This is a genomic window from Pediococcus sp., from assembly GCF_003533255.1.
Classification (GTDB): Bacteria; Bacillota; Bacilli; order Lactobacillales; family Lactobacillaceae; genus Pediococcus; species Pediococcus parvulus.
On record NZ_DOEM01000037.1, the window covers coordinates 59,260 to 80,206 of the forward strand.

The 20,947-nt window shown below is 39.6% G+C and carries 20 protein-coding genes; 2 read left to right on the plus strand and 18 right to left on the minus strand.

Features of this window, described 5'->3' with window-relative positions:
• Positions 1-13 precede the first annotated feature (13 nt).
• From atpD to DD627_RS08985, 13 genes are all read right to left on the minus strand, one after another.
• A complete protein-coding gene (atpD, locus tag DD627_RS08925; protein ID WP_260266848.1) occupies positions 14-1,426 on the minus strand; it encodes a F0F1 ATP synthase subunit beta in 1,413 nt (470 codons plus the stop codon).
• A gap of 26 nt (positions 1,427-1,452) precedes the next feature.
• On the minus strand, positions 1,453-2,400 hold the full coding sequence (locus DD627_RS08930) for a F0F1 ATP synthase subunit gamma (RefSeq protein WP_260274972.1): 948 nt from the start codon (positions 2,398-2,400) through the stop codon (positions 1,453-1,455).
• 36 nt (positions 2,401-2,436) lie between these two features.
• Complete coding sequence (gene atpA / locus DD627_RS08935) at positions 2,437-3,969, minus strand: F0F1 ATP synthase subunit alpha (RefSeq protein WP_260274973.1); 1,533 nt, start codon at positions 3,967-3,969, stop codon at positions 2,437-2,439.
• Between the two features lie 25 nt (positions 3,970-3,994).
• Entirely contained in the window at positions 3,995-4,537 is a 543-nt protein-coding gene (gene atpH / locus DD627_RS08940) for an ATP synthase F1 subunit delta (protein WP_057783787.1), read from the minus strand.
• Positions 4,524-5,048: a F0F1 ATP synthase subunit B gene (atpF, locus tag DD627_RS08945; RefSeq protein WP_068808110.1), complete on the minus strand. Its 525-nt coding sequence runs from the start codon at positions 5,046-5,048 to the stop codon at positions 4,524-4,526. Before atpF ends, atpH begins: the two co-directional genes overlap by 14 nt.
• Before the next feature lie 51 nt (positions 5,049-5,099).
• Positions 5,100-5,312 carry a F0F1 ATP synthase subunit C gene (atpE, locus tag DD627_RS08950; RefSeq protein ID WP_260266851.1) on the minus strand — a complete coding sequence of 71 codons (213 nt, stop codon included), beginning with the start codon at positions 5,310-5,312 and terminating at the stop codon, positions 5,100-5,102.
• Between the two features lie 26 nt (positions 5,313-5,338).
• The gene (gene atpB / locus DD627_RS08955) at positions 5,339-6,058 is read right to left on the minus strand and encodes a F0F1 ATP synthase subunit A (RefSeq protein ID WP_260274974.1); all 720 of its coding nucleotides are present in this window, start codon (positions 6,056-6,058) and stop codon (positions 5,339-5,341) included.
• Between the two features lie 373 nt (positions 6,059-6,431).
• Positions 6,432-7,061 (minus strand): uracil phosphoribosyltransferase, encoded by a 630-nt coding sequence (upp, locus tag DD627_RS08960; protein ID WP_057783779.1) that lies wholly within the window; start codon positions 7,059-7,061, stop codon positions 6,432-6,434.
• Between the two features lie 72 nt (positions 7,062-7,133).
• Positions 7,134-8,372 carry a serine hydroxymethyltransferase gene (gene glyA, locus DD627_RS08965; RefSeq protein WP_260274975.1) on the minus strand — a complete coding sequence of 413 codons (1,239 nt, stop codon included), beginning with the start codon at positions 8,370-8,372 and terminating at the stop codon, positions 7,134-7,136.
• Positions 8,373-8,383: 11 nt separating this feature from the next.
• The gene (locus DD627_RS08970) at positions 8,384-9,406 is read right to left on the minus strand and encodes an L-threonylcarbamoyladenylate synthase (RefSeq protein WP_260274976.1); all 1,023 of its coding nucleotides are present in this window, start codon (positions 9,404-9,406) and stop codon (positions 8,384-8,386) included.
• 1 nt (position 9,407) lies between these two features.
• Positions 9,408-10,274, minus strand: coding sequence for a peptide chain release factor N(5)-glutamine methyltransferase (gene prmC, locus DD627_RS08975; protein ID WP_057783774.1), 867 nt, complete (start codon positions 10,272-10,274; stop codon positions 9,408-9,410).
• Positions 10,267-11,349 (minus strand): peptide chain release factor 1, encoded by a 1,083-nt coding sequence (gene prfA, locus DD627_RS08980; RefSeq protein ID WP_057783772.1) that lies wholly within the window; start codon positions 11,347-11,349, stop codon positions 10,267-10,269. The genes prmC and prfA overlap by 8 nt, the downstream gene beginning before the upstream one ends.
• Entirely contained in the window at positions 11,349-11,939 is a 591-nt protein-coding gene (locus DD627_RS08985; RefSeq protein ID WP_057783770.1) for a thymidine kinase, read from the minus strand. The genes prfA and DD627_RS08985 overlap by 1 nt, the downstream gene beginning before the upstream one ends.
• 195 nt (positions 11,940-12,134) lie before the next feature.
• On the opposite strand from DD627_RS08985, the gene DD627_RS08990 reads away from it, so the two are divergent.
• Complete coding sequence (locus tag DD627_RS08990; protein ID WP_260274977.1) at positions 12,135-13,481, plus strand: Mur ligase family protein; 1,347 nt, start codon at positions 12,135-12,137, stop codon at positions 13,479-13,481.
• On the plus strand, positions 13,482-14,186 hold the full coding sequence (locus DD627_RS08995; protein WP_057783766.1) for a type 1 glutamine amidotransferase: 705 nt from the start codon (positions 13,482-13,484) through the stop codon (positions 14,184-14,186).
• 60 nt (positions 14,187-14,246) lie between these two features.
• On the opposite strand, the gene manA is transcribed toward DD627_RS08995, so the two are convergent.
• The 5 genes from manA to DD627_RS09020 form a co-directional block, all read right to left on the minus strand.
• On the minus strand, positions 14,247-15,218 hold the full coding sequence (gene manA / locus DD627_RS09000) for a mannose-6-phosphate isomerase, class I (protein ID WP_260274978.1): 972 nt from the start codon (positions 15,216-15,218) through the stop codon (positions 14,247-14,249).
• 126 nt (positions 15,219-15,344) lie between these two features.
• Entirely contained in the window at positions 15,345-16,379 is a 1,035-nt protein-coding gene (locus DD627_RS09005; protein WP_057783762.1) for a serine hydrolase domain-containing protein, read from the minus strand.
• Between the two features lie 109 nt (positions 16,380-16,488).
• Positions 16,489-18,372 (minus strand): ABC transporter ATP-binding protein, encoded by a 1,884-nt coding sequence (locus DD627_RS09010; RefSeq protein WP_375710198.1) that lies wholly within the window; start codon positions 18,370-18,372, stop codon positions 16,489-16,491.
• Positions 18,365-20,107, minus strand: coding sequence for an ABC transporter ATP-binding protein (locus tag DD627_RS09015; protein WP_057783758.1), 1,743 nt, complete (start codon positions 20,105-20,107; stop codon positions 18,365-18,367). Before DD627_RS09015 ends, DD627_RS09010 begins: the two co-directional genes overlap by 8 nt.
• Positions 20,108-20,770, minus strand: a complete 663-nt coding sequence (locus DD627_RS09020) for a TetR/AcrR family transcriptional regulator (RefSeq protein ID WP_057783756.1) — start codon at positions 20,768-20,770, stop codon at positions 20,108-20,110.
• Between the last annotated feature and the right edge of the window lie 177 nt (positions 20,771-20,947).

Sequence of the window (20,947 nt, forward strand, 5' to 3'; positions counted from 1 at the left end):
TTAGAATTCCCCCTTATTTACTTGCAGCACTAGTTAACTTCTTCGCCTTTTCAACAACTTCATCAATATTCCCGACCTGACGGAAAGCATCTTCAGGTAAATCATCGTACTTACCTTCAAGAATTTCTTTGAAACCTTTTACTGTTTCTTCAACAGGAACATAAGAACCTGGTTGACCAGTAAACTGTTCCGCAACTGAGAAGTTTTGTGATAGGAAGAATTGGATTCGACGAGCACGAGCGACAATCGTTTTTTCTTCGTCAGATAATTCATCCATTCCTAAAATAGAAATGATATCTTGCAACTCACGATAGCGTTGCAACACATGCTGAACATCTGTTGCCACTTTGTAATGTTCCTCACCAACGACAGATGGATCCAACGCACTTGAAGTAGAAGCCAACGGATCAACAGCGGGATAGATTCCTTGTTGCGTTAAGCTACGTTCCAAGTTAGTTGTGGCATCCAAATGGGCGAAGGTTGCGGCAGGGGCGGGATCAGTATAATCATCGGCAGGCACATAAACGGCCTGAATCGAAGTAATTGATCCCTTCTTGGTTGAAGTAATTCGTTCCTGCAACTGACCCATTTCAGTGGCCAGTGTTGGTTGATAACCAACGGCAGAAGGAATACGGCCAAGCAATGCGGATACTTCAGAACCGGCCTGTGTGAATCGGAAAATGTTATCGATAAACAATAACACATCTTGTCCTTCAACATCACGGAAATATTCCGCCAATGTTAAACCAGTCAAAGCAACCCGCATACGTGCACCAGGCGGCTCGTTCATCTGACCATACACCATGGCAGTCTTTTCAAGAACACCCGATGCCTTCATTTCAAAATACAAGTCATTTCCTTCACGAGTACGTTCACCAACACCCGTAAATACAGAAATACCATTGTGTTCTTGTGCAATATTATGAATTAATTCCTGAATTAAAACAGTTTTACCAACACCGGCACCACCGAATAGTCCAACCTTGCCACCACGGATATATGGAGCCAGCAAATCAATAACTTTAATTCCTGTTTCCAAAATTTCCATACTAGGGTTTAGGTCATCATACTTAGGTGGATCCCGATGAATAGGATTACGTTTTACTTCGGGTCCAAATTTTTCACCATTATCAATTGTTTCTCCAAGGACGTTGAAAACCCGACCTAATGTTTTATCACCAACTGGAACTGTGATTGAAGAACCAGTATCTTCAACTTCCAATCCACGTTGTAAACCATCAGTACCATCCATAGCAATTGTTCGCACAACGCCGTCTCCAAGTTCAAGAGCGACTTCAGCAACCAAAATACTGCCGTCTGGTTTCTTGACGTTTAAAGCATTATTAATATCAGGTAAATTACCATCCAGAGGAAATTCAACATCAACAACAGGTCCGATAACTTGGACAACTTTACCAGTACTCATTATTAGTTAATTCCTCCCATCTAAATTTATTCTTGTGCAGCCTGACCACCGGTAATTTCGGTGATTTCAGTGGTAATCGCACTTTGTCGTGCACGGTTATATTGCAATTGAAGCGATGAAATTAAATCTTTAGCATTGTCAGAAGCAGTTTGCATAGCTGTCGAACTTGAAGCATGCTCAGCGGTCTTAGCATCCAGAATTGCACCATAAACAAGGCTTTCTGCATACTGAGGTAAAATAGCCTGTAGTAACGCAGCTTCTGAAGGCTCTGTCTCATATTCTGGCATTAATTCTTTTTTTCCCTGCTCTTTTTTCTCATCTTGACTTTTCACTAAAGCATCACTAATTGGCAACATTTTAATTGAATGAAATCTATTTGTTAAGCGATTTACAAAATGGTTGTAACAAACATAAAGTTCATCAAAAACTTGATTAGAGTACATTGACGTTGCAGTTTGAACGATTTCACGTACTTCGTTAAAAGTAGGAACATCACTCACACCACGAAATTCATAAGCCACGTTCATATCACGTGCTTTATAAAAGTCTGCGCCAGTTCCTCCGACAGCCAAAATAACACTGTCTTCGGCCGAATGACCTGTGGATTGAATGAAATCCTCAGTTTGTTTGAGGACCGAGCTATTATAGCTACCAACTAACCCACGATCAGATGTAATAACCAAGAACCCAACTTTTTTGACTGGTCGTTGTTTTAGCAAATCTGTTGCTGAAATGGTACTTTCCGTAGTGTCATCGCTTTTTTCACTTCCAGCTGCATTTTCACTAATTAAATGTGATTTTGCAAGGTGAGCCACAATACTTTCAACTTTTTCAGCATAAACGCGATACCCAAAAGTATGTTTTTGAATTTGATTCAGTTTTGCGGTCGAAACCATTTGCATCGCAGTGGTAATTTGACTGGTCTTCTTAGTGGAGTCAATTCGTCTGAGAACGTCTTGTTCTGAAGCTGCCATTTTTTCTCACCACTTTCTGTCAATTAAAGCATTGTTTTATTTAGAAGCACTTGCGTCTTCTACTTTTGTTGGTTGAAATTGATCTGCAAATTCTTGAATTGCAGCATCCATTTTGTCGGTATCTGGTAAATCGCCCGTTTTGCGGATAACATCTAACAAATCGTCGTGTGAACCATCGACATATTCGATTAATTCATCTTGGAAACGCAAAATATCATCAATAGCAATTTTATCTAAGAAACCATGAGTCAACGCATACAAAATTAAAACTTGATGCTCAACAGCAAGCGGTTTGTGCAATGGTTGTTTCAAAACTTCAACAGTTCGACTTCCACGTGCTAACTTCGCCTTAGTGGCATCATCCAAATCAGAACCAAATTGCGCAAATGATTCCAATTCACGATAAGATGCTAAGTCCAAACGCAATGTCCCGGCTACCCGTTTCATAGCTTTGATCTGTGCATCTCCACCAACACGGGATACAGAAGAACCCGCATCAATTGCAGGACGAGTACCAGAATAGAATAGGTCACTATCCAAGAAAATTTGACCATCAGTAATTGAAATAACATTGGTTGGAATATAAGCGGCAATATCGCCCGCTTTAGTTTCAACGAATGGCAAAGCCGTCATTGAACCTGCACCCAGTTTGTCATTCAATTTTGCTGCTCGTTCTAGTAAACGTGAATGTGTGTAGAAGATATCACCAGGATAAGCTTCACGACCAGGCGGACGTCTCAAAATCAAGGAAAGTTCACGATAAGCATCAGCTTGTTTTGAAAGATCATCATACACGATCAAAACATGCTTACCATTGAACATAAATTCCTCACCCATTGCTGCACCAGCATATGGTGCCAAGTAGAGCATTGGAGCTGGTTCTGATGGACCGGCACTCAAAACAATTGTGTAGTCCATTGCACCAAACTTTTCGAGCGTATCAACCTGGGTACGCACAGTTGATTCCTTTTGACCAATTGCAACATAGATACAGATAATATTTTGATTCTTTTGATTCAAAATTGTATCAATTGCTAAAGATGTTTTACCTGTTTTACGGTCACCAATGATTAACTCACGTTGACCACGACCAATTGGAACCAACGAATCAATCGCCTTAATCCCTGTTTGAAGGGGTTCGCTAACTGATTGTCGTTCCATAACGCCAGGAGCTTTACGTTCAACTGGACGTGTATGATCTGTTTTAATTTCGCCTTTACCATCGATTGGTTGACCAAGTGTATTGACAACCCGTCCGATTAAGGCTTCTCCAACTGGAACTTCCATGATTCGTCCAGTTCTCTTAACTGTGTCACCTTCACGAATATCATCATAGTTACCAAGAATAACAATTCCGACATCGTTTGATTCAAGGTTTTGAACCATTCCGTAAACACCGTTAGAGAATTCTAGAAGTTCACCAGCAAGAGCATTATCTAAGCCATGAGCACGGGCGATACCATCACCGACATATGTAACGGTACCTGTTTCTTCGACATTAAGCTCGTCTTGATAGCCTTCTAATTGTTGTTTAATTAGAGCACTGATTTCCTCAGATTTAATGCTCATAAAAGTTTCACCTCTTTACAAAATCTCATTTAAGTAACATTTGCTTGATCTTAGCCATCTTAGAACTAATACTGCCATCATAAACTAAACCATTTGATTTCAACACAGCCCCACCAATAATACTTGGATCAAGCCGGCTATTTATGATCACTTTTTGTGCTCCGATTCTTTTAGCAAATCCATCTGCTAATCGTTTCTTTTGATCCGAATCGATTTCAACCGCAGTCGACAATTCCGCATAAGTAATGTGGTTGTAAGCATTGTAAAGAACAGTAAACTGATCCACAATGTCCACCATATTACTTATCCGACCATAATCATAAACCATTTGAATCAAGTTTTTGACGTAAACAGTCGCATCCTTCTTTAGATCCACAATAATTGTTGATTTTTGCTCATCAGTTAAACGAACATCATCTAAAATTTGGTCTAAATCCGAAACTTCACTAAAAACTTGCTTAATCTGTTGTAAATCCTCATAAACTGGTTCAAGTTGGTTCTTTTCAACAGCTAAATCAAAAAGGGCTTTTGAATATCGTTTGGCAATTGTCATCTTATCTAGACTCATTTTGCTTCCCCAACCCTTCAATGTAAGAATCAATTAACTGTTTTTGATCCTGCGCGTTCAATTCTTTTTGAATGATCTTAGAAGCAATTTCAATAGATAAACTAGCCACATCATTCTGAGCACCCTTCAGTGCATCTTTTCGCTCTTGTTCAATGTCCTTTTGAGCATTTTGCTTGAGTGTTTGTGCTTCTTGTTGGGCACTTGCAACGATTTGTTCACGCTGTTTTGTCCCATTATCCTTCGCGTTGCTTACAATCGTGGAGGCTTCGGCATGAGAATTCTTCAACGCTTCTTCTCGTTGTTCAGCTAACTTTTCGGCATCTGTGCGTGATTTCTTTGCAGAATCGATATCGTTAGAAATTCGATCTGCCCGTTCCTTCATCATCTTAGTAACTGGTCCCCATGCGACAACTTTAATTACCCACATGAGAATAACAAAGACGATGGCATAGAACAACATATCACCAAGATACAGCGAATTTGAAGCACCCAACATTAAATGTGAGAGCATCTATTGACACCTCCTTCTACCCTATTATTTGTTTGCTTGTGTGACAATAAACTACTTGTTCATGACTAACAATGCCACAACGAAAGCGATAATAGGCATAGCTTCAACAAGACCAACACCAATAAACATAGTTGTTCTTAATTGACCAGATAATTCTGGTTGGCGTGCCATTCCTTCAAGTGTTTTTGCAATAACAAGGGCATCACCGATACCACCACCGATAGCGGCTCCGGACATAATAATTCCTGCTGCAATAGCTCCCATAGTTTTAAATCCTCCTAAAATATTAATTATTCCTCAGTCTGAATGTGTTGAGAAATGTAAACTGAAGTCAAAGTGACGAAAACATACGCTTGAATACTACCTAAGAATAATGAAAATCCTTGCCAAATAAATGCAATTGGTACGGCAACAATTGTCATACCAACACCACCAGAAAAGGCCATTTCTCCGATAATTTTCAGCAACAATTCTCCTGAAAAGATAACCCCGTAAATACGTAAACCTAACGTAAGGAAGTCAATCAATTCGGTAAAAACACTAATTGGTAGCCAGAACTTAAACGGCGTCAAATATGATTCCTTAAAGTACTTTTTGAATCCGAGCTTTTTGACTCCAGAAAAATGTGCCAACATCAACGTCATCAACGAGAATGTCAGCGTCACAATTGGATCTGAAGTTGGACTCCGCACATACGTTACACCATTCCAACCAATCTGTAGGAATAACCCAAGTTGGTTAGATACAAAAATGAATAAGAACAAAGTAAATGCATATAAACCAAAGTTCGGTGCATCACCATTTGTCACTGAGCCTCGAACAATATTATTCGTAAAATCAATTAACCACTCTAAAACATTTTGTTTTCCAGTTGGTTTTAATTTTAGATTTCTTGAAAACGCGAAAACTATTACAACTACGATAATTGCCGCAAGCAATCCTGAAATAATATTGGTCGTATTAAAAGTAAGCCCCAAAAATTGGAAAGTAGAAACAGAGTCTCCACTCACAGAAGATCACCTCTTTTCATAGCCTTAGTGAATTATTGAAGATTTGCAGGTCAACTACCCTAAAACGTCAACAATTATATAAAAATAGAGCGTAATGCCTATTCAAAATACAAATAAAATAATACCACCAATTTGGGAAAAACACAAAAAAAGGAGGATATTTTTCACTTTTAAAAAGGAGTCATCATGCCCGTGAAATCAACATTTTCAATAAAGCGCTTACCGTTTAGGTAGTCCTAAACAGTTCTCCTTCACTTTTTAAAAATAATCGGAGATATTAAAAAAGAAGCAAAAAAATCGACATCCGTTTTATAAAAACAACATGCCCATTTTTTGCTCTTCTTTTGAAAAACTATTTAGCTAAACCTACAAGTTACTTTGTACCAAACAAACGATCGCCAGCATCCCCTAGTCCAGGAACAATATAGCCATCTTCATTCAATGATTCATCCAAAGCTGCTGTATAGATATCAACATCAGGATGAGCTTCTTGTAAGGCTTTTACACCCTCTGGAGCTGCTACCAAACACACTAATCGCAGATCTTTTGCGCCGCGCTTTTTCAAAGCATCCATTGCCATAATTGCTGAACCACCAGTTGCTAACATTGGATCGACAACAAAAATTTGTCGTTCGCTAATATCACTTGGTAATTTAACAAAATATTCAACTGGCTTTAAAGTCTTTTCATCTCGGTACATACCGATATGACCAACCTTAGCTGCAGGAATTAATTCAAGCATTCCATCAACCATACCTAATCCAGCCCGAAGAATCGGAACGATAGCTACTTTTTTACCCGAAAGTGTTTTTTTGGTTGTCCAACCAATTGGCGTCTCAACTTTAACATCCTCTAATGGCATATCGCGTGAAACTTCGTAAGCCATGAGCTCAGAGATTTCATTAACAACTTCTCTAAATACCTTTGTACCACAATTCTTATCTCTAATAATTGTTAATTTGTGCTGAATCAACGGATGGTCAAGAACTTGGAACTTACCCATAAATCACACTCTCCCTTCAATATCTCTATCAATTGTAGCTAACTTGACGCAAAAAAACTAGGGGTAATTCAATTAATTTACATCAATTGGATGTTTTGCTGTTAATGCAAAGACTTGTTGTTTTAAATCAGCTAATTTTTCAACAGAATTATGATTTTCTAGTGCTGATAAAATAATTTTAGCAACTTGTTCACAATCATCTTCACTGAATCCACGAGTCGTAATTGCTGGTGTTCCAATTCTTAACCCACTCGTTTTAAACGGACTTCGCTTTTCATTTGGAATTGCTTCCTTATTAGTTGTAATAAAAATGGAATCCAATAAATCTTGCACTTCTTGACCATTTAATTCGGTTTTTGTTAAATCAAGAGTCAGCAAATGATTGTCAGTTCCACCCGAAACTACGCGCACCAAATCGGATTCGTTAAAGGTTTCTGCCATCTTATTGGCATTATCCTTGACCTGTTGCATGTACGTTTTGAATTCTGGTTGTAAATCCTCGCCAAAGGCAACTGCTTTAGCGGCGATCACGTGCTCTAATGGGCCGCCCTGCGTCATTGGAAAGACGGCAGAATTAATTTTTTTGGCATACTTTTCTTGGGATAAAATCATTCCTCCACGAGGGCCTCGTAACGTTTTATGCGTGGTGGTCGTGACCACGTCCGCAATGCCCACTGGTGATGGGTGCAAGCCAGTTGCCACCAGTCCGGCAATATGTGCCATATCAACCATTAAATAGGCACCAACTTCATCAGCAATTTCTCTAAACGCTTGCCAATCAATAATACGACTATACGCTGAAGCGCCCGCCACAATAATCTGTGGTTTTTCGGCAATTGCAATCTTGCGAATGTCTTCGTAGTTCAGTCGTTCTGTTTTTAAATCAATACCATAACTAGCTGATTTATAAAACTTTCCACTAAAACTAACTTTCGCACCGTGAGTCAAATGACCACCAGCGTTTAAGTCCATACCCAGAATTTTGTCTCCCGGTTTGATAAATGCGGCATACGCTGCCGCATTGGCCTGCGAACCAGAGTGCGGCTGCACATTTGCATATTCAGCGCCGAATAATTTTTTGGCTCGATCAATTGCTAATTGCTCTACTTGGTTGATATATTGGCAACCGCCATAGTAACGTTTTCCCGGATAACCTTCTGCGTACTTATTGGTCAAAACAGTCCCCTGTGCTTCACGAACTGCTTTCGATACAATATTTTCAGATGCAATTAATTCAATATTATGCTGTTGGCGATTTTGCTCACCCGCAATTGCATCCCATAGTTCAGGGTCTTCTTTTTTGTAATCCATTAAAACGCCTCCTATTTATTAGGTGTTTGAAAGTATTGTTGTCCTGCCGATTTTCCTAGACGATTCATGTAGGCCTCGCCTAGCCCTATTCTATCAAATTCTTGAGCCAAAATATACGTCACCGAACTTTCTAAATCAAAATGCCGTAATCCAGCAAATAAATTGTGACTAGCTGAATGGACATCTTCACCTAATGAAAACCATTCTGCATTTGTTGGAATGAGATTCTCTTTTTTTACCTGTTCGGTAGTCATTACCCCAACCGGACTATTTTGCTGGGCTGCCCAGTTCATGGCGGCTGGCCACTGGTCATCAGCCACAATCAAAACTTGTGCGTTGGGCGCATAATGTTTATATTTCATCCCTGGAGCTTTAGGAACTTCATTTTTACCGACCTTATGATGATCAGATTGAACAGTACCGATAACTTTAGCTAACTGCGCTTCACTAACCGCGCCAGGTCTTAAAATACTTGGCACCTCACCAGACATATCAATAACGGTTGATTCCACCCCAATTTGGGTTGGTCCATCATCCAGAATTCCCGCAATTTTGCCATGCAAATCATGATACACATGTTTAGCCTCTGTTGGACTAGGTTTTCCTGAAGTATTTGCAGAAGGCCCCACAATTGGCACCCCAGCCTGACGAATTAAGTCGAGCGTTGCTTCGTTATGTGGGTTCCGGAAGGCCACGGTTTCCAACCCGCCTGTCACACTCTTTGAGAGCGCATCTGGTTTGAGTTTCAAAATAATGGTCAACGGTCCTGGCCAAAATGTCTTCATTAATAAACGGGTTTTTTCAGACAAGGGTTGCGCATACTTTTCAACGGTCGTAATATCCGCCACATGAACAATAAGCGGGTTATCACTCGGTCGTCCTTTTGCCACATACACCTGTTTGACTGCTGCTTCATTCGTCGCATCAGCCCCCAAGCCATAAACGGTTTCAGTTGGAAAAGACACCAATTGCCCAGCCTGAATTTCTTTCGCTGCTTCCTTGATTGTATCTGCATGATATATTTTCGTTTCCAAATTATGACTTCCCTTCACCATCAAGCGTTACGCACATCATTCGATCATGACCTGTAACGTCTTTTTTAAAATTCACTTGATACTTATGATCCGCCGCTGTAAATAAATTCGCTAATTCTTCTTTTTGTTGGTATCCAAATTCGCAATATAAACGGCCATTCTCATTTAGATGATCGCTGACTTGTTGACTGAATTGTCGGTAAATGGCCAGTCCCTGTTCTTTTGCAAACAAAGCTTGATGCGGTTCGTATTGAATCACACTTTGATCCATAGCCTTTTTTTCTGACTCTGCAATATACGGCGGATTAGAGACAATGATGTCAAAACGTTTGTTACCAAAATTTTCAAACAAGTCACTTTGGATAAGTGGGATTTCCACCTTTTGTAAGGTTACATTTTTCTGAGCCACCTGTATGGCATCCGCTGAAATATCAGAACCCGTCACTTGCCAATTTGGTCGCTGTTTTTTTAGTGCAATTGCAATGGCTCCTGAACCGGTGCCGATATCCAAAATCGTATGCCTTGTTTCATCATTGTCATTTAATACCCATTCAACCAATTCTTCAGTTTCAAACCGGGGAATCAAGACGCGAGAATCCACAAATAAGTTATTTCCGTAAAAAGTAGCTTGCTGCGTCAGATACTGAACAGGAATTCCATCAGCATACTGGCGCACATTTTTTTGATAAGCAGTCCAAGTCGACGGCGTCATCACATTTCGATAATGTAAAACTAACTGTGTATTGTTCCAATGCATCATGTTGGCTAAGAGCAACTTTGCCCCACTTTCATCAATGCCAGCCTGAGTAGTGGGCTTGATATACAAAAAAGCCCATTTAAGGGCCTCTAAATAGGTGGGGTTACTCATTTCGAAGTTGCTCCATCTTCTTTGCTTGATCATCTAAAATCAAAGCATCAATTATTTCATCTAACTCACCGTTCATAATCCGATCCAGTTTGTTTAAACTCAACCCAATTCGGTGATCTGTGACCCGGTTTTGTGGATAGTTATAAGTTCGAATTCGTTCCGAACGATCACCCGTTCCGACCGCGCTCTTTCGTTCAGCATCATAAGCATCTTGTTCACGCGTTTGATAGTAATCGTAAACCCGCGCTTTCAAAATTTGCATCGCTTTAACTCGGTTTTGTTGCTGAGAACGTTCATCTTGCATGGCAACCACAATCCCAGTTGGTAAATGGGTCATTCGCACAGCTGATGAAGTTTTGTTAATATGCTGACCACCAGCACCAGATGACCGATAGACATCGGTTCGAATATCTTTTGGATCAATATCAATGTCAACATCTTCAGCTTCTGGCATAACACCCACTGTAGCAGTTGAAGTATGGACTCGACCCGCCGATTCTGTCACCGGCACCCGTTGGACACGATGAGCACCATTTTCATACTTGAGTTTGGAATAGACCCGATCACCGGAAATCATCAACACAATTTCTTTAAAGCCACCAACTTCAGTCGCGTTCTCGTCCACAATTTGAACTTTCCATCCTTGATTTTCAGCGTATCGTGAATACATGTTGAAAAGATCCGCCGCAAATAAACTAGCTTCATCCCCACCAGCAGCACCATGAATTTCCATAATGATATTTTTGTCATCATTAGGGTCCGTTGGTAACATCAGTACTTTAATTTGTTCTTCAATATCATCGCGTTGACTTCTCAAACTACTTAATTCAGATTTAACTAACTCATCCATTTCTGGATCTAGTTTTTCACGTTGCATTTCTTCATCATCAGCAATTTGAGCAATCACTTTTTTATACTCTCGGAACTTTGCGACTGTTTCGCGAATACTTGCTTCTTCCTTAGACAACTCAGTAAATTTCTGAGAATCAGAAATTACATCGGGATCCGCTAAAAGTTCATTTAACTCATCATAGCGATCCTCAACTGCCTGAAGTTTATCAATAAAATCATTCATTAACTATCTTTCCTCATTTCATCCAAAGGAGGGTTCACATAGTGACGTCGGCAAACTGGATAGTAGGCCTCGTTGCCACCGATCTGAACTTGTTCTCCTTCATATACTGGTTTGCCGTTTGCAAAACGTAAATTCATAATTGCTTTATGTTTGCAGAACCAACAAATGGTTTTCATCTCTTCGATTTTATCCGCATAAATTAATAAGTATTTTGAACCTTCAAATAATTCATTACGAAAATCATTTTTAAGTCCAAATGTCATTACAGGGATATTTAAATCATCAACGATTTTTGCAAGCTCAATAATGTGATGCTTCTTTAAAAATTGAGCCTCGTCAATTAATACGCAAGCCGCGTTTGGATTGAGCTCCAAAACGCGTTTATAAACATCGGTATCATCAAAAATTGGTTCCGCAGTGCGGTGCAAACCTATGCGGCTGGCAATTTCACCAACATTTTCTCGTGTATCAATTCCACTGGTCATCAAAACAACAGATTTATGTTGCTCTTCATAATTATGAGCAACCTTCAATATTTCAATCGATTTACCACTATTCATTGCGCCATAGTGAAAGAATAACTGTGCCAAAGTAGTTTCTCCCTTTGTATTTACTTCCTATTTAGTATAGCCGATAACCAGAAAAATTTCATCTTTGATCATAAGCCAGAATCACTTTGAAAGGTTCTTTTTCCGGATAACTTTCTTTTTTGCGCGCTAGGGCTTAAAATTAACATTTAGGATTTAGGGTAATACACCCTTTTAACAATTTGATGGAGGAGTCTTATGTCACTCAAAAGCTCACTTGCCATTACGACTGGAAAATCAGCCTATTGGTTTTTGCATAAATTTCGAAACGGAGGAAGCTCGCTTCCCGGAAAACTAACAACTAAAATTGATCCCGATATTTTAAAAGTGTTGGGACAAAATTACGACGTCATTGTGATTACCGGAACTAACGGTAAAACTTTAACAACGGCACTTACTGTAAAAGTTTTAAATCAAAAATTTGATCATGTTTTAACGAATCCAAGTGGCTCCAACATGGAACAAGGCATTGTGACCACATTTTTAACCGCTAAAAGATCTAAAAACGGCCGTCAAATTGCCGTTTTGGAGGTTGACGAAGCCAACGTCATTATGGTGACCAAGTATATCAAGCCCGTAGCGTTTGTGTTGACCAATATTTTCCGTGACCAGATGGATCGCTACGGTGAAATTTACACGACTTATAAAAAAATTCTAGATGGCATTGCTCTGGTACCTGAAGCAACGATCATTGCTAATGGCGACGCTTCTATTTTTAATTCAAAAGAACTGCCCAATCCCATTCAGTATTATGGATTCAACAATCAAAGTGACCACGACGTTACTGCTGATGTAAATACGGACGGCATTTTGTGCCCTGTGTGCCAGCATGTCTTGCACTATAACTTTATCGTTTACAGTAATTTAGGAAAATATTTCTGTCCTAATTGTGGCTTTAAACGCCCCGCATTGAAATACGAATTAACTAGTGTTGATCAATTGACCCCTGCAACTTCAGCATTTACTATCGATGGCACTTCGTTTAATTTACACATTGGTGGCCTTTACAACGTGTATAACGCACTAGCTGCGTATTCTGTTGGTAAATTCATGGGCGTCACAGATGATGAAATTGCCACCGCATTAAACGATCCAGACGAACGCGTTTTTGGGCGTCAAGAACAAATTCAGGTTGGCGACAAAGAAATTACCATCGTCTTGGTCAAAAATCCAGTTGGGTTAAACCAAGTGATCGACATGGTAGGCACTGAAACACAACCTTTTTCGTTAGTTGGGTTACTAAATGCCAATTATGCGGACGGAATTGACACAAGTTGGATTTGGGATGGCGAGTTTGAAAAGCTTCCTAAGATGAATATTAAACAATTCATGACAGGTGGCGAGCGGTACAAAGATATCACCTTCCGTTTGAAAGTGGCCGGTGTAACGGACGATAACTTATGGATTGAACCTAATCTTCATGATGCGGTCGACCAATTAAAAGATTTGCCAACAAAACGGGTTTATGTTTTTGCAACCTACACTGCTATGCTTCAATTACGCAAACAGCTAGCTGACGATGGCTATATTAAGGAGGGAATTTAATTGAAATATTCCTTAAACGTTGCTCACTTATACGGTAATCTCCTCAATACCTATGGTGATAATGGCAATTTACTAGCACTCAAATATTACGCCAAACAAATGGACACGGATCTAACCGTTAAAGTCATCAGTTTAGATGACGACTTTAAGGCAGCCAATTTTGATTTAGTCTTTTTCGGTGGCGGTCAAGATTACGAACAATTAATCGTTTCAAAAGACATTCCTTCAAAAAAAGAAGAACTAACCAAATATATCAACGATGGTGGACCAATGTTAGCTATCTGTGGCGGTTATCAGCTCCTTGGCCATTACTATATTGGTGCGGACGGCGAAAAGATTCCGGGTATTGGGGCTTTAGATCATTACACCCTTAGTCAGGATCACAACCGCTTCATTGGCAACATTTTAATTAAAAACAAACAGACGCAAGAAGAATATCATGGTTTTGAAAACCATAATGGCATGACCTTCTTGGGAAAAGGTGAAAAACCACTAGGTGTTGTTGAAAGTGGTCACGGAAATAATGGGAAAGACAAAACTGAAGGCGTCATTTACAAAAACGTCTATGGTTCTTATTTCCATGGCCCAATCTTGACGCGAAACGGATCTTTAGCAAAACACCTGTTAATCACTGCCCTTGAACGAAAATATCCAGATGCCGATTTAAGCCAACAAAAAGCCTTAAAAATTCCAGAAACTTTTTAAACAAAATAACGGTCAACCACGAATTCTTACAATTCATGGCTGGCCGTTATTTAGTTAGTTTTATGCTTCGCCCGGTTCGCTTGCAATGATCTGTAAGTCACCAGTTAAAGTCCACTCTTTAACCTGATATGGCAAGATAAAATGAACACCCTTCTTGATATCATAACTCTTTCCGTCAACTTCAATGTGACCTTCACCTTTTAAAACAGAAACCAATGTGTAAGGAGCGGCTCCTCGTTTAAACGTTGCGGTACCATTCTTTAGCAACCATTGATAAACAGAAAAATGTGGTGAAACAGGTGGCTTTACATAAGTTGTAACTTCTGCATCACCAACCGTTGTTTTTTCAACGTTGAGTTTTGGATCTTCATGAGGGACCGTTATCACGTCAATTGACTGTTTCAAATGTAGTTCACGCTTTTTGCCAGTCTTTTTATCCACACGATCAAAATCGTACAAACGATAAGTGGTATCACTACTCTGTTGGGTTTCAAGTACCATAATGCCCTTGCCTAACGCATGAATCATGCCACTTGGAACATAATAGAAATCGCCTGCTTTAACTGGAACCCGGCGGAATAATTTATCCCATTCGCCATGATTAATCCAGTCTACTAATTCTTCATGATTCTTCGCATTATGCCCATAATACAATTCGGCACCAGGTTCTGCAGAAATGACGTACCAGCATTCTGTTTTGCCCAATTCATGTTCATGTTCTGCTGCATAGGCATCATTTGGATGAACTTGGACGGACAGATTATCGTTAGCATCCAAGATTTTAGTCAGTAAAGGAAAAACGTCACCCTTTGCATTGCCAAACGCTTCACGATGTTGTGCCCAAACCTGATCCAAAGTTAAGCCTTTGTATGGTCCATTAATCACTTCTGCCGGACCATGTGGATGAGCCGAAATTGCCCAACACTCACCAGTTTGATCACTAGAAATTTTATATCCAAATTCAGTTGCTAATTTATTGCCACCCCAGATTTTTTCATGAAATACTGGAGCCAAAAATAATGGTTCACTCAAAACGATCTCTCCTTTCGCTACTACAGAGAATAGTTTACCATAAAACCGAAGCGCTTTCAGTAATGTTTTGGAAATGTATATACAAATTTTCAATTGTGTCCATTTCCAATCAAGCTCACGGTTTAACTAACCTTTTACACTACCCTGACCATCCTTCAAAAACGCCTCAATCACAGCCTGTCGGTAAGTAAAGTAAATTTGATTGTCAGCGGTAGGATGGACCCGATTAGAGAGAAAAACTAGCGCTTGTTGCCGAGTCGTATCAACTAATAACATGGTTCCTGTAAAACCACTATGCTTTAACACCCAATGATCCTCACCGTTATCAGTTTGCTTAATTAATCCCCAGCCAAAAGAACGGATTAAATCAGGATTAGCGGTTTGATTTTCAAATAACTGGTTTACCGTTTGCTTCTTCAAAACTGAAGGGTTAGTTTCCGGATGAAGGAGCCAGATAACATACTTTGTTAAATCACCCAGCGTTGAAAAAAGACCTGCCGATCCACAATGAGCACCTAAAATTTGCGCTTTAGGATCATGAACTGTGCCTCGAATCAAACCCGTTTTGGCTGTCCATTCTGTGGGCACACAAATTAACGGATCCGGCGCAAATGTAGAATGCGTTAATTTCAACGGCGTCAATACCCGCTCAGTAATCGCCACTTGGACAGGCGTATGCAAAACATGTTCAATAATCAACCCGAGAAAAATATAATTTAAGTCAGAATAAACCACCTTCTGATTAAAATCCGGCCCAATTTCAAGTGTAAATAACGCTTGTAATAGCTCTCTTGTGCTTAATTCATTGCGATGTGGAATATAACCCGTGATCCCAGAAGTGTGTGTCAATAAGTGCCGAATGGTAACGTGGGCGTCAAAGAAATTGGGCAGAATTTTGACCACTTGCTGATCATATGAAAGTTGCCCTTCTTCAACTAGTTGACTAATCAAAATTTCTGTGCCAACAATCTTAGTTAACGATGCCACATCGTAGGTCATCCCATCTTGCAGCTGAAAATGTTTCGGTTTAACTTCTGAATCCCCCATTACCTTTTTGATAACTTGTTCATGATCAATAATGGCATAGGAAATCCCAGGCACGATCCTTTGTGAAACTAATTTTTTAATTTGTTTTTCTGTATTTTGGTAGGGTTCGCTCATTTTTGAAATCTCCAGTCATTAATCTAAAAATACCATCATTCAATAATTGTCTCACTTTTAGACTGAGACGAACTACGAATAATGGTATTTTTATCTTTAAATTTAAGGTTTAAATAACTTCATTGCCAGAGAATTGGCTATTATACAAATCAGCGTAAAACCCATTTTGTTCCATCAAGCTATCATGGTTCCCAGTTTCAACGATTTGACCGTGGTTGACCACCACAATATTTTGTGCATTGCGAATCGTAGAAAGTCGATGAGCAACCACAAAACTAGTTCGGTTCTTCAACAATTTATTCATCGCATGTTGAATCAGAACTTCGGTCCGGGTATCAACAGAACTTGTCGCTTCATCCAAAATCAATACTTTGGGATCTGCCAAGAAGGCCCGGGCAATGGTTAACAACTGTCGTTGACCTTGCGAAATATTACTTGCAGATTCATTCAAAATTGTGTCATAACCTTGAGGAAGCTGACGAACAAAGGTATCTGCATGGGCTGCCTTAGCGGCTTCAACCATATCTTCATCTGTGGCATCTTCACGACCATACTTGATGTTCTCGCGGATGGTTCCGGTAAACAGCCAAGTATCCTGAAGCACCATTGCAAACTGTGAACGTAACTCTGCTCGACTTAAATTACGGGTATCAACCCCATCTAATTTAATGGAACCATCTTTAATATCATAAAAACGTTCAAGTAAGTTAATGATCGTGGTTTTCCCGGCACCAGTAGGACCAACAATTGCGACCATTTCACCAGAATTAACATTCAAATTGAAGTCTTGAATTAATGGTGTGTCTTCAACATAACGGAAGTCCAAATGATCAAACATAACTTCTGCTGCTGGATTCTTCACATCTGGAATTTCTACATGTGTTTCTCCCATTTCAGGTTCATCTAAAACAGCGAAAACCCGCTCGGCAGAGGCAATCGTCATTTGAATTGTGTTCGTCAAGTTGGCAATTTGGGTAATCGGTTGTGAAAATTGCTGAGTATATTGAAGGAATGCCTGAACGTTACCTAAAGTAATTTGACCATGGGCAACTTCAATTCCACCCACAACAGCCACAAAGACATAACCCAAGTTTTTGATAAAGTTCATCAATGGCATAATCAAGCCTGATACAAATTGGGCTTTCCATGCATAACCTAAATACTTGTCATTTTCCTTTTTAAAATCTTGAATGGCTTTATCTTCATGATTAAAACTCTTAATGACTGTATGTCCCGAATACGTTTCTTCAATCTGATCATTCAATAAACCTAAATGTTTTTGTTGACCGGCAAAAAACTTCTGTGATTTTGGGGAAACAAACGCCACCACAATCAAGCTCAAAGGAACGGTCAACACAGCAATCAAAGTTAGTTTCCAACTAATAGTAAGCATCATGTATAAAACACCAACAAACTGCAAGACACTAGTCACTAATTGCGTCAAACTTTGTTGTAAGGTTCCAGAAATATTATCCATATCATTGGACATCCGACTCATAACATCACCGTTTGAGTGCGTATCATAATAGGAAACTGGTACCCGTTGCATTTTTTCTTTGAAATCTTTTCGCATCTGGAACACGGCTCGTTGTGAAACCTGAGTCATGATGGCTTGTTGCGCGAAACTAAATAGAGCTGACAAACCATACAAAATTCCGACGGTCGTTAAAATATGCACAATTTTTGTGAAGTTAATTGGTAACGTATGAAGGCCGATACCGGCTTTCATTTGCGCAGAACCCTTCATTACCCCAGCGAAAATTTGGGTTGTCGCTTCACCTAAGATTTTAGGTGCTCTGATTTGTAAGATCACCGAAGCCGCCGCTAAAATCAGTACCAGGACAACCAGCACCATCCAAGGAGAGAGATATCGTAATAACCGCCAAGTTGTTTTCCAAAAATGTTGTGGCTTTTCAGTAGGCATTCCCATACCCATGCCATGACCACTATGACCGCCAGTTCGTTGTGGTCGCTTTTCACTATTTTTAGCCATTTACTTGATCTCCCTTCTTGATTTGTGAGTCAATAATTTCCCGATAAGTCTCATTATTGGCCTTTAATTCTTGATGCGTACCTTGACCAACAAGCTTGCCATCATCGATAACTAAAATTAGATCGGCATCAGCAACAGTGGCAATTCGTTGCGCCACAATGACAACCACACTCTTTTGAACTTGTTCATCTTCACGTAAGGCATGCCGTAATTCAGCATCCGTTTTGAAATCTAGTGCAGAAAATGAATCATCAAAAACGTAAACTGGTGCTTGTTTGACCAAAGTTCGGGCAATGGTTAATCGTTGTTTTTGACCACCTGAAAAGTTGTCCCCGCCTTGTTCTACCCAAGCGTCTAACCCATCTTCATCTTTATGAATAAATTCAGTTGCTTGCGCAATTTCCATTGCACGCCAAATTTGATCATCAGTTGCGTCCGGATTGCCAAATTTCATATTCTCACGAATTGTGCCCCGGAACAAAACTGATTTTTGTTGTGCAAGTGAAACCTGCGCATGCACGTCTTTTTGGCTCATGGTTTTTACATCAATTCCGTTTATCAAAACTTTTCCTTTTTCAGGATCAAAGAACCGGGGAATTAAGCTAATCAACGTTGACTTTCCTGAACCAGTTCCCCCAATAATGGCAACTGTCTGGCCAGCGTGGGCTTCAAAATTTGCACCATCAATAGCCAGTTTTTCAGCCCCTTTATAACGGAAATCGACATGATCAAATTTTAAAGAAGCTGTTTTTTCAGTCGCATCAACTGAAACTGGTTCAGCAGGATCTTTAACGCTGTTTTTCATTTCAATAACTTCATTGATTCGTTTTGCAGAAGCAGAAGCCCGAGGAATGAAAACAAAAACCATTGAAAGCATCATAAAACTCATCAAGATCTGAGCAGCATACGTCATAAAGGCAACCAAATTACCAACTTGCATCGTTTGGTTGGCAATCAATTTTGCACCATACCAGATGATTCCCATGTTGGTTCCACTCATGATTAAAGTCATAATTGGAAACATAAAAGAAACAATCGTGAAAACTTTAATCGCTGTTTGCGTGTAATCTTTGTTGGCCCCTCTAAAACGATCCTGTTCAAATTTATCCCGATTAAACGCCCGAATAACCCGCACACCGGTTAATCCTTCTCGGAAAACCAGGTTAATTCGGTCAATTTTTTTCTGCATTCCTTGAAAGAGTGGGACTGCAAAAAACATAATGATCCCAACAAAAACTGCCAAAACTGGCAAGGAAACCAAAAAGACAACCGTTAATTCTGGTTGTTTGCTATAAGCCATAAAACCAGCGCCAATCAACATAATTGGTGATTGCAGCATCATCCGTAAAATCATAACCATCACATTTTGGATTTGGATCACGTCATTAGTAGTTCGAGTAATTAATGATGCATCCCCGAACTGTTCAAATTCATGATTAGACAAAAAAGAAACCTTTTTGAAAAGTGCATCACGGATTTTACTCCCCATGCGTTGAGATTGCGTAGCAGCAAAATACACATTTACGCCTGACGCCAGCACGCCAAGTAAAGAAATTGCCAACATTTTGTATCCTGAATTCCAGATATACGAAATATCACTTTTGGCAACTCCGTTATTAATGATGTCTGATGTAATATTTGGTAACCATAAATCACACATCACCTGTACGATTAAGAATAAGGTACCAATACCAACTGCCCACCAGGCTAAGTATCGTCGTGATAATTTAAACATTTAACCAAGCTCCTTTTTTGATTTTAGTGCGCCGTTTGCAATCCAGTTCAATGTCATTGAAAATTCTGCTTTGATATCCTCAAGACTTTCTGGTGAATTTGTCTTTTGAGAGTGAAAGTAATGCCCAATTGTATGTACCAACACCATAAAAATAAGCCTTTGTAATGCCTTTAAATCTGCATCACTAGTAACCTTCAAACTGGTTCGATCAACGGAGCGGCTAATTTCATCCTCCGTATCCCGCATTGCTTTGAAAAATGGATAATTGGCCCGATCTTTACCAAATCGGTTAGAGTTCTGTGCATGTTGAAAATTGGTTGCCACATCGTTTTTAAAAATATCAGCGTTAGGTCCTTCAACAACCTCTTCAACCGCATAATCAAAGAAATGAGTCATTGAAACAAACAGATCACCCTTAGTTTCTTTGATTAAGCTCAATAAATGCTGTTCCATATTATTCACTAATGTACCCAGATAATAGAAATACAAATCTTCCTTATCTTCAAAGTACTGATAGAAGCTACCGCGTGGAATTTGGGCATCGGCAACAATGGCACTGACCGATACTTCAGGTAACGGTGCACGTGAAAATTCATGTTGCGCGGCCCGCATCAATCGAGCCCTTTTGGCTTCATTTAAATTAAAAAATGTGGCTTTTGGCATTTCTTCCTCCTCAAAATGACACACTGTCATAATTGATGATTATACGCTTAATCTATGCATTTGCAAGACGAATTTATTGACTCGATTTTTCACTTTTTTGTCATTTCTTTGTCAAAAACCTAACCTTTTCAATCACAAAATTAAAAAACACCACTAAAAAATACTTAGTAGCGTCTT

Coding starts and splice junctions, on each gene's coding strand:
- DD627_RS08990 (WP_260274977.1), top strand. CDS start 12,135: ATGTCACTCAAAAGCTCACTTGCCATTACGACTGGAAAATCAGCCTAT.
- atpF (WP_068808110.1), bottom strand. CDS start 5,048: ATGCTCTCACATTTAATGTTGGGTGCTTCAAATTCGCTGTATCTTGGT.
- DD627_RS09010 (WP_375710198.1), bottom strand. CDS start 18,372: ATGGCTAAAAATAGTGAAAAGCGACCACAACGAACTGGCGGTCATAGT.
- prfA (WP_057783772.1), bottom strand. CDS start 11,349: ATGAATGATTTTATTGATAAACTTCAGGCAGTTGAGGATCGCTATGAT.
- DD627_RS09015 (WP_057783758.1), bottom strand. CDS start 20,107: ATGTTTAAATTATCACGACGATACTTAGCCTGGTGGGCAGTTGGTATT.
- prmC (WP_057783774.1), bottom strand. CDS start 10,274: ATGAGTAACCCCACCTATTTAGAGGCCCTTAAATGGGCTTTTTTGTAT.
- DD627_RS09020 (WP_057783756.1), bottom strand. CDS start 20,770: ATGCCAAAAGCCACATTTTTTAATTTAAATGAAGCCAAAAGGGCTCGA.
- DD627_RS09005 (WP_057783762.1), bottom strand. CDS start 16,379: ATGAGCGAACCCTACCAAAATACAGAAAAACAAATTAAAAAATTAGTT.
- atpA (WP_260274973.1), bottom strand. CDS start 3,969: ATGAGCATTAAATCTGAGGAAATCAGTGCTCTAATTAAACAACAATTA.
- atpE (WP_260266851.1), bottom strand. CDS start 5,312: ATGGGAGCTATTGCAGCAGGAATTATTATGTCCGGAGCCGCTATCGGT.
- atpH (WP_057783787.1), bottom strand. CDS start 4,537: ATGAGTCTAGATAAGATGACAATTGCCAAACGATATTCAAAAGCCCTT.
- atpD (WP_260266848.1), bottom strand. CDS start 1,426: ATGAGTACTGGTAAAGTTGTCCAAGTTATCGGACCTGTTGTTGATGTT.
- upp (WP_057783779.1), bottom strand. CDS start 7,061: ATGGGTAAGTTCCAAGTTCTTGACCATCCGTTGATTCAGCACAAATTA.
- glyA (WP_260274975.1), bottom strand. CDS start 8,372: ATGGATTACAAAAAAGAAGACCCTGAACTATGGGATGCAATTGCGGGT.
- DD627_RS08930 (WP_260274972.1), bottom strand. CDS start 2,400: ATGGCAGCTTCAGAACAAGACGTTCTCAGACGAATTGACTCCACTAAG.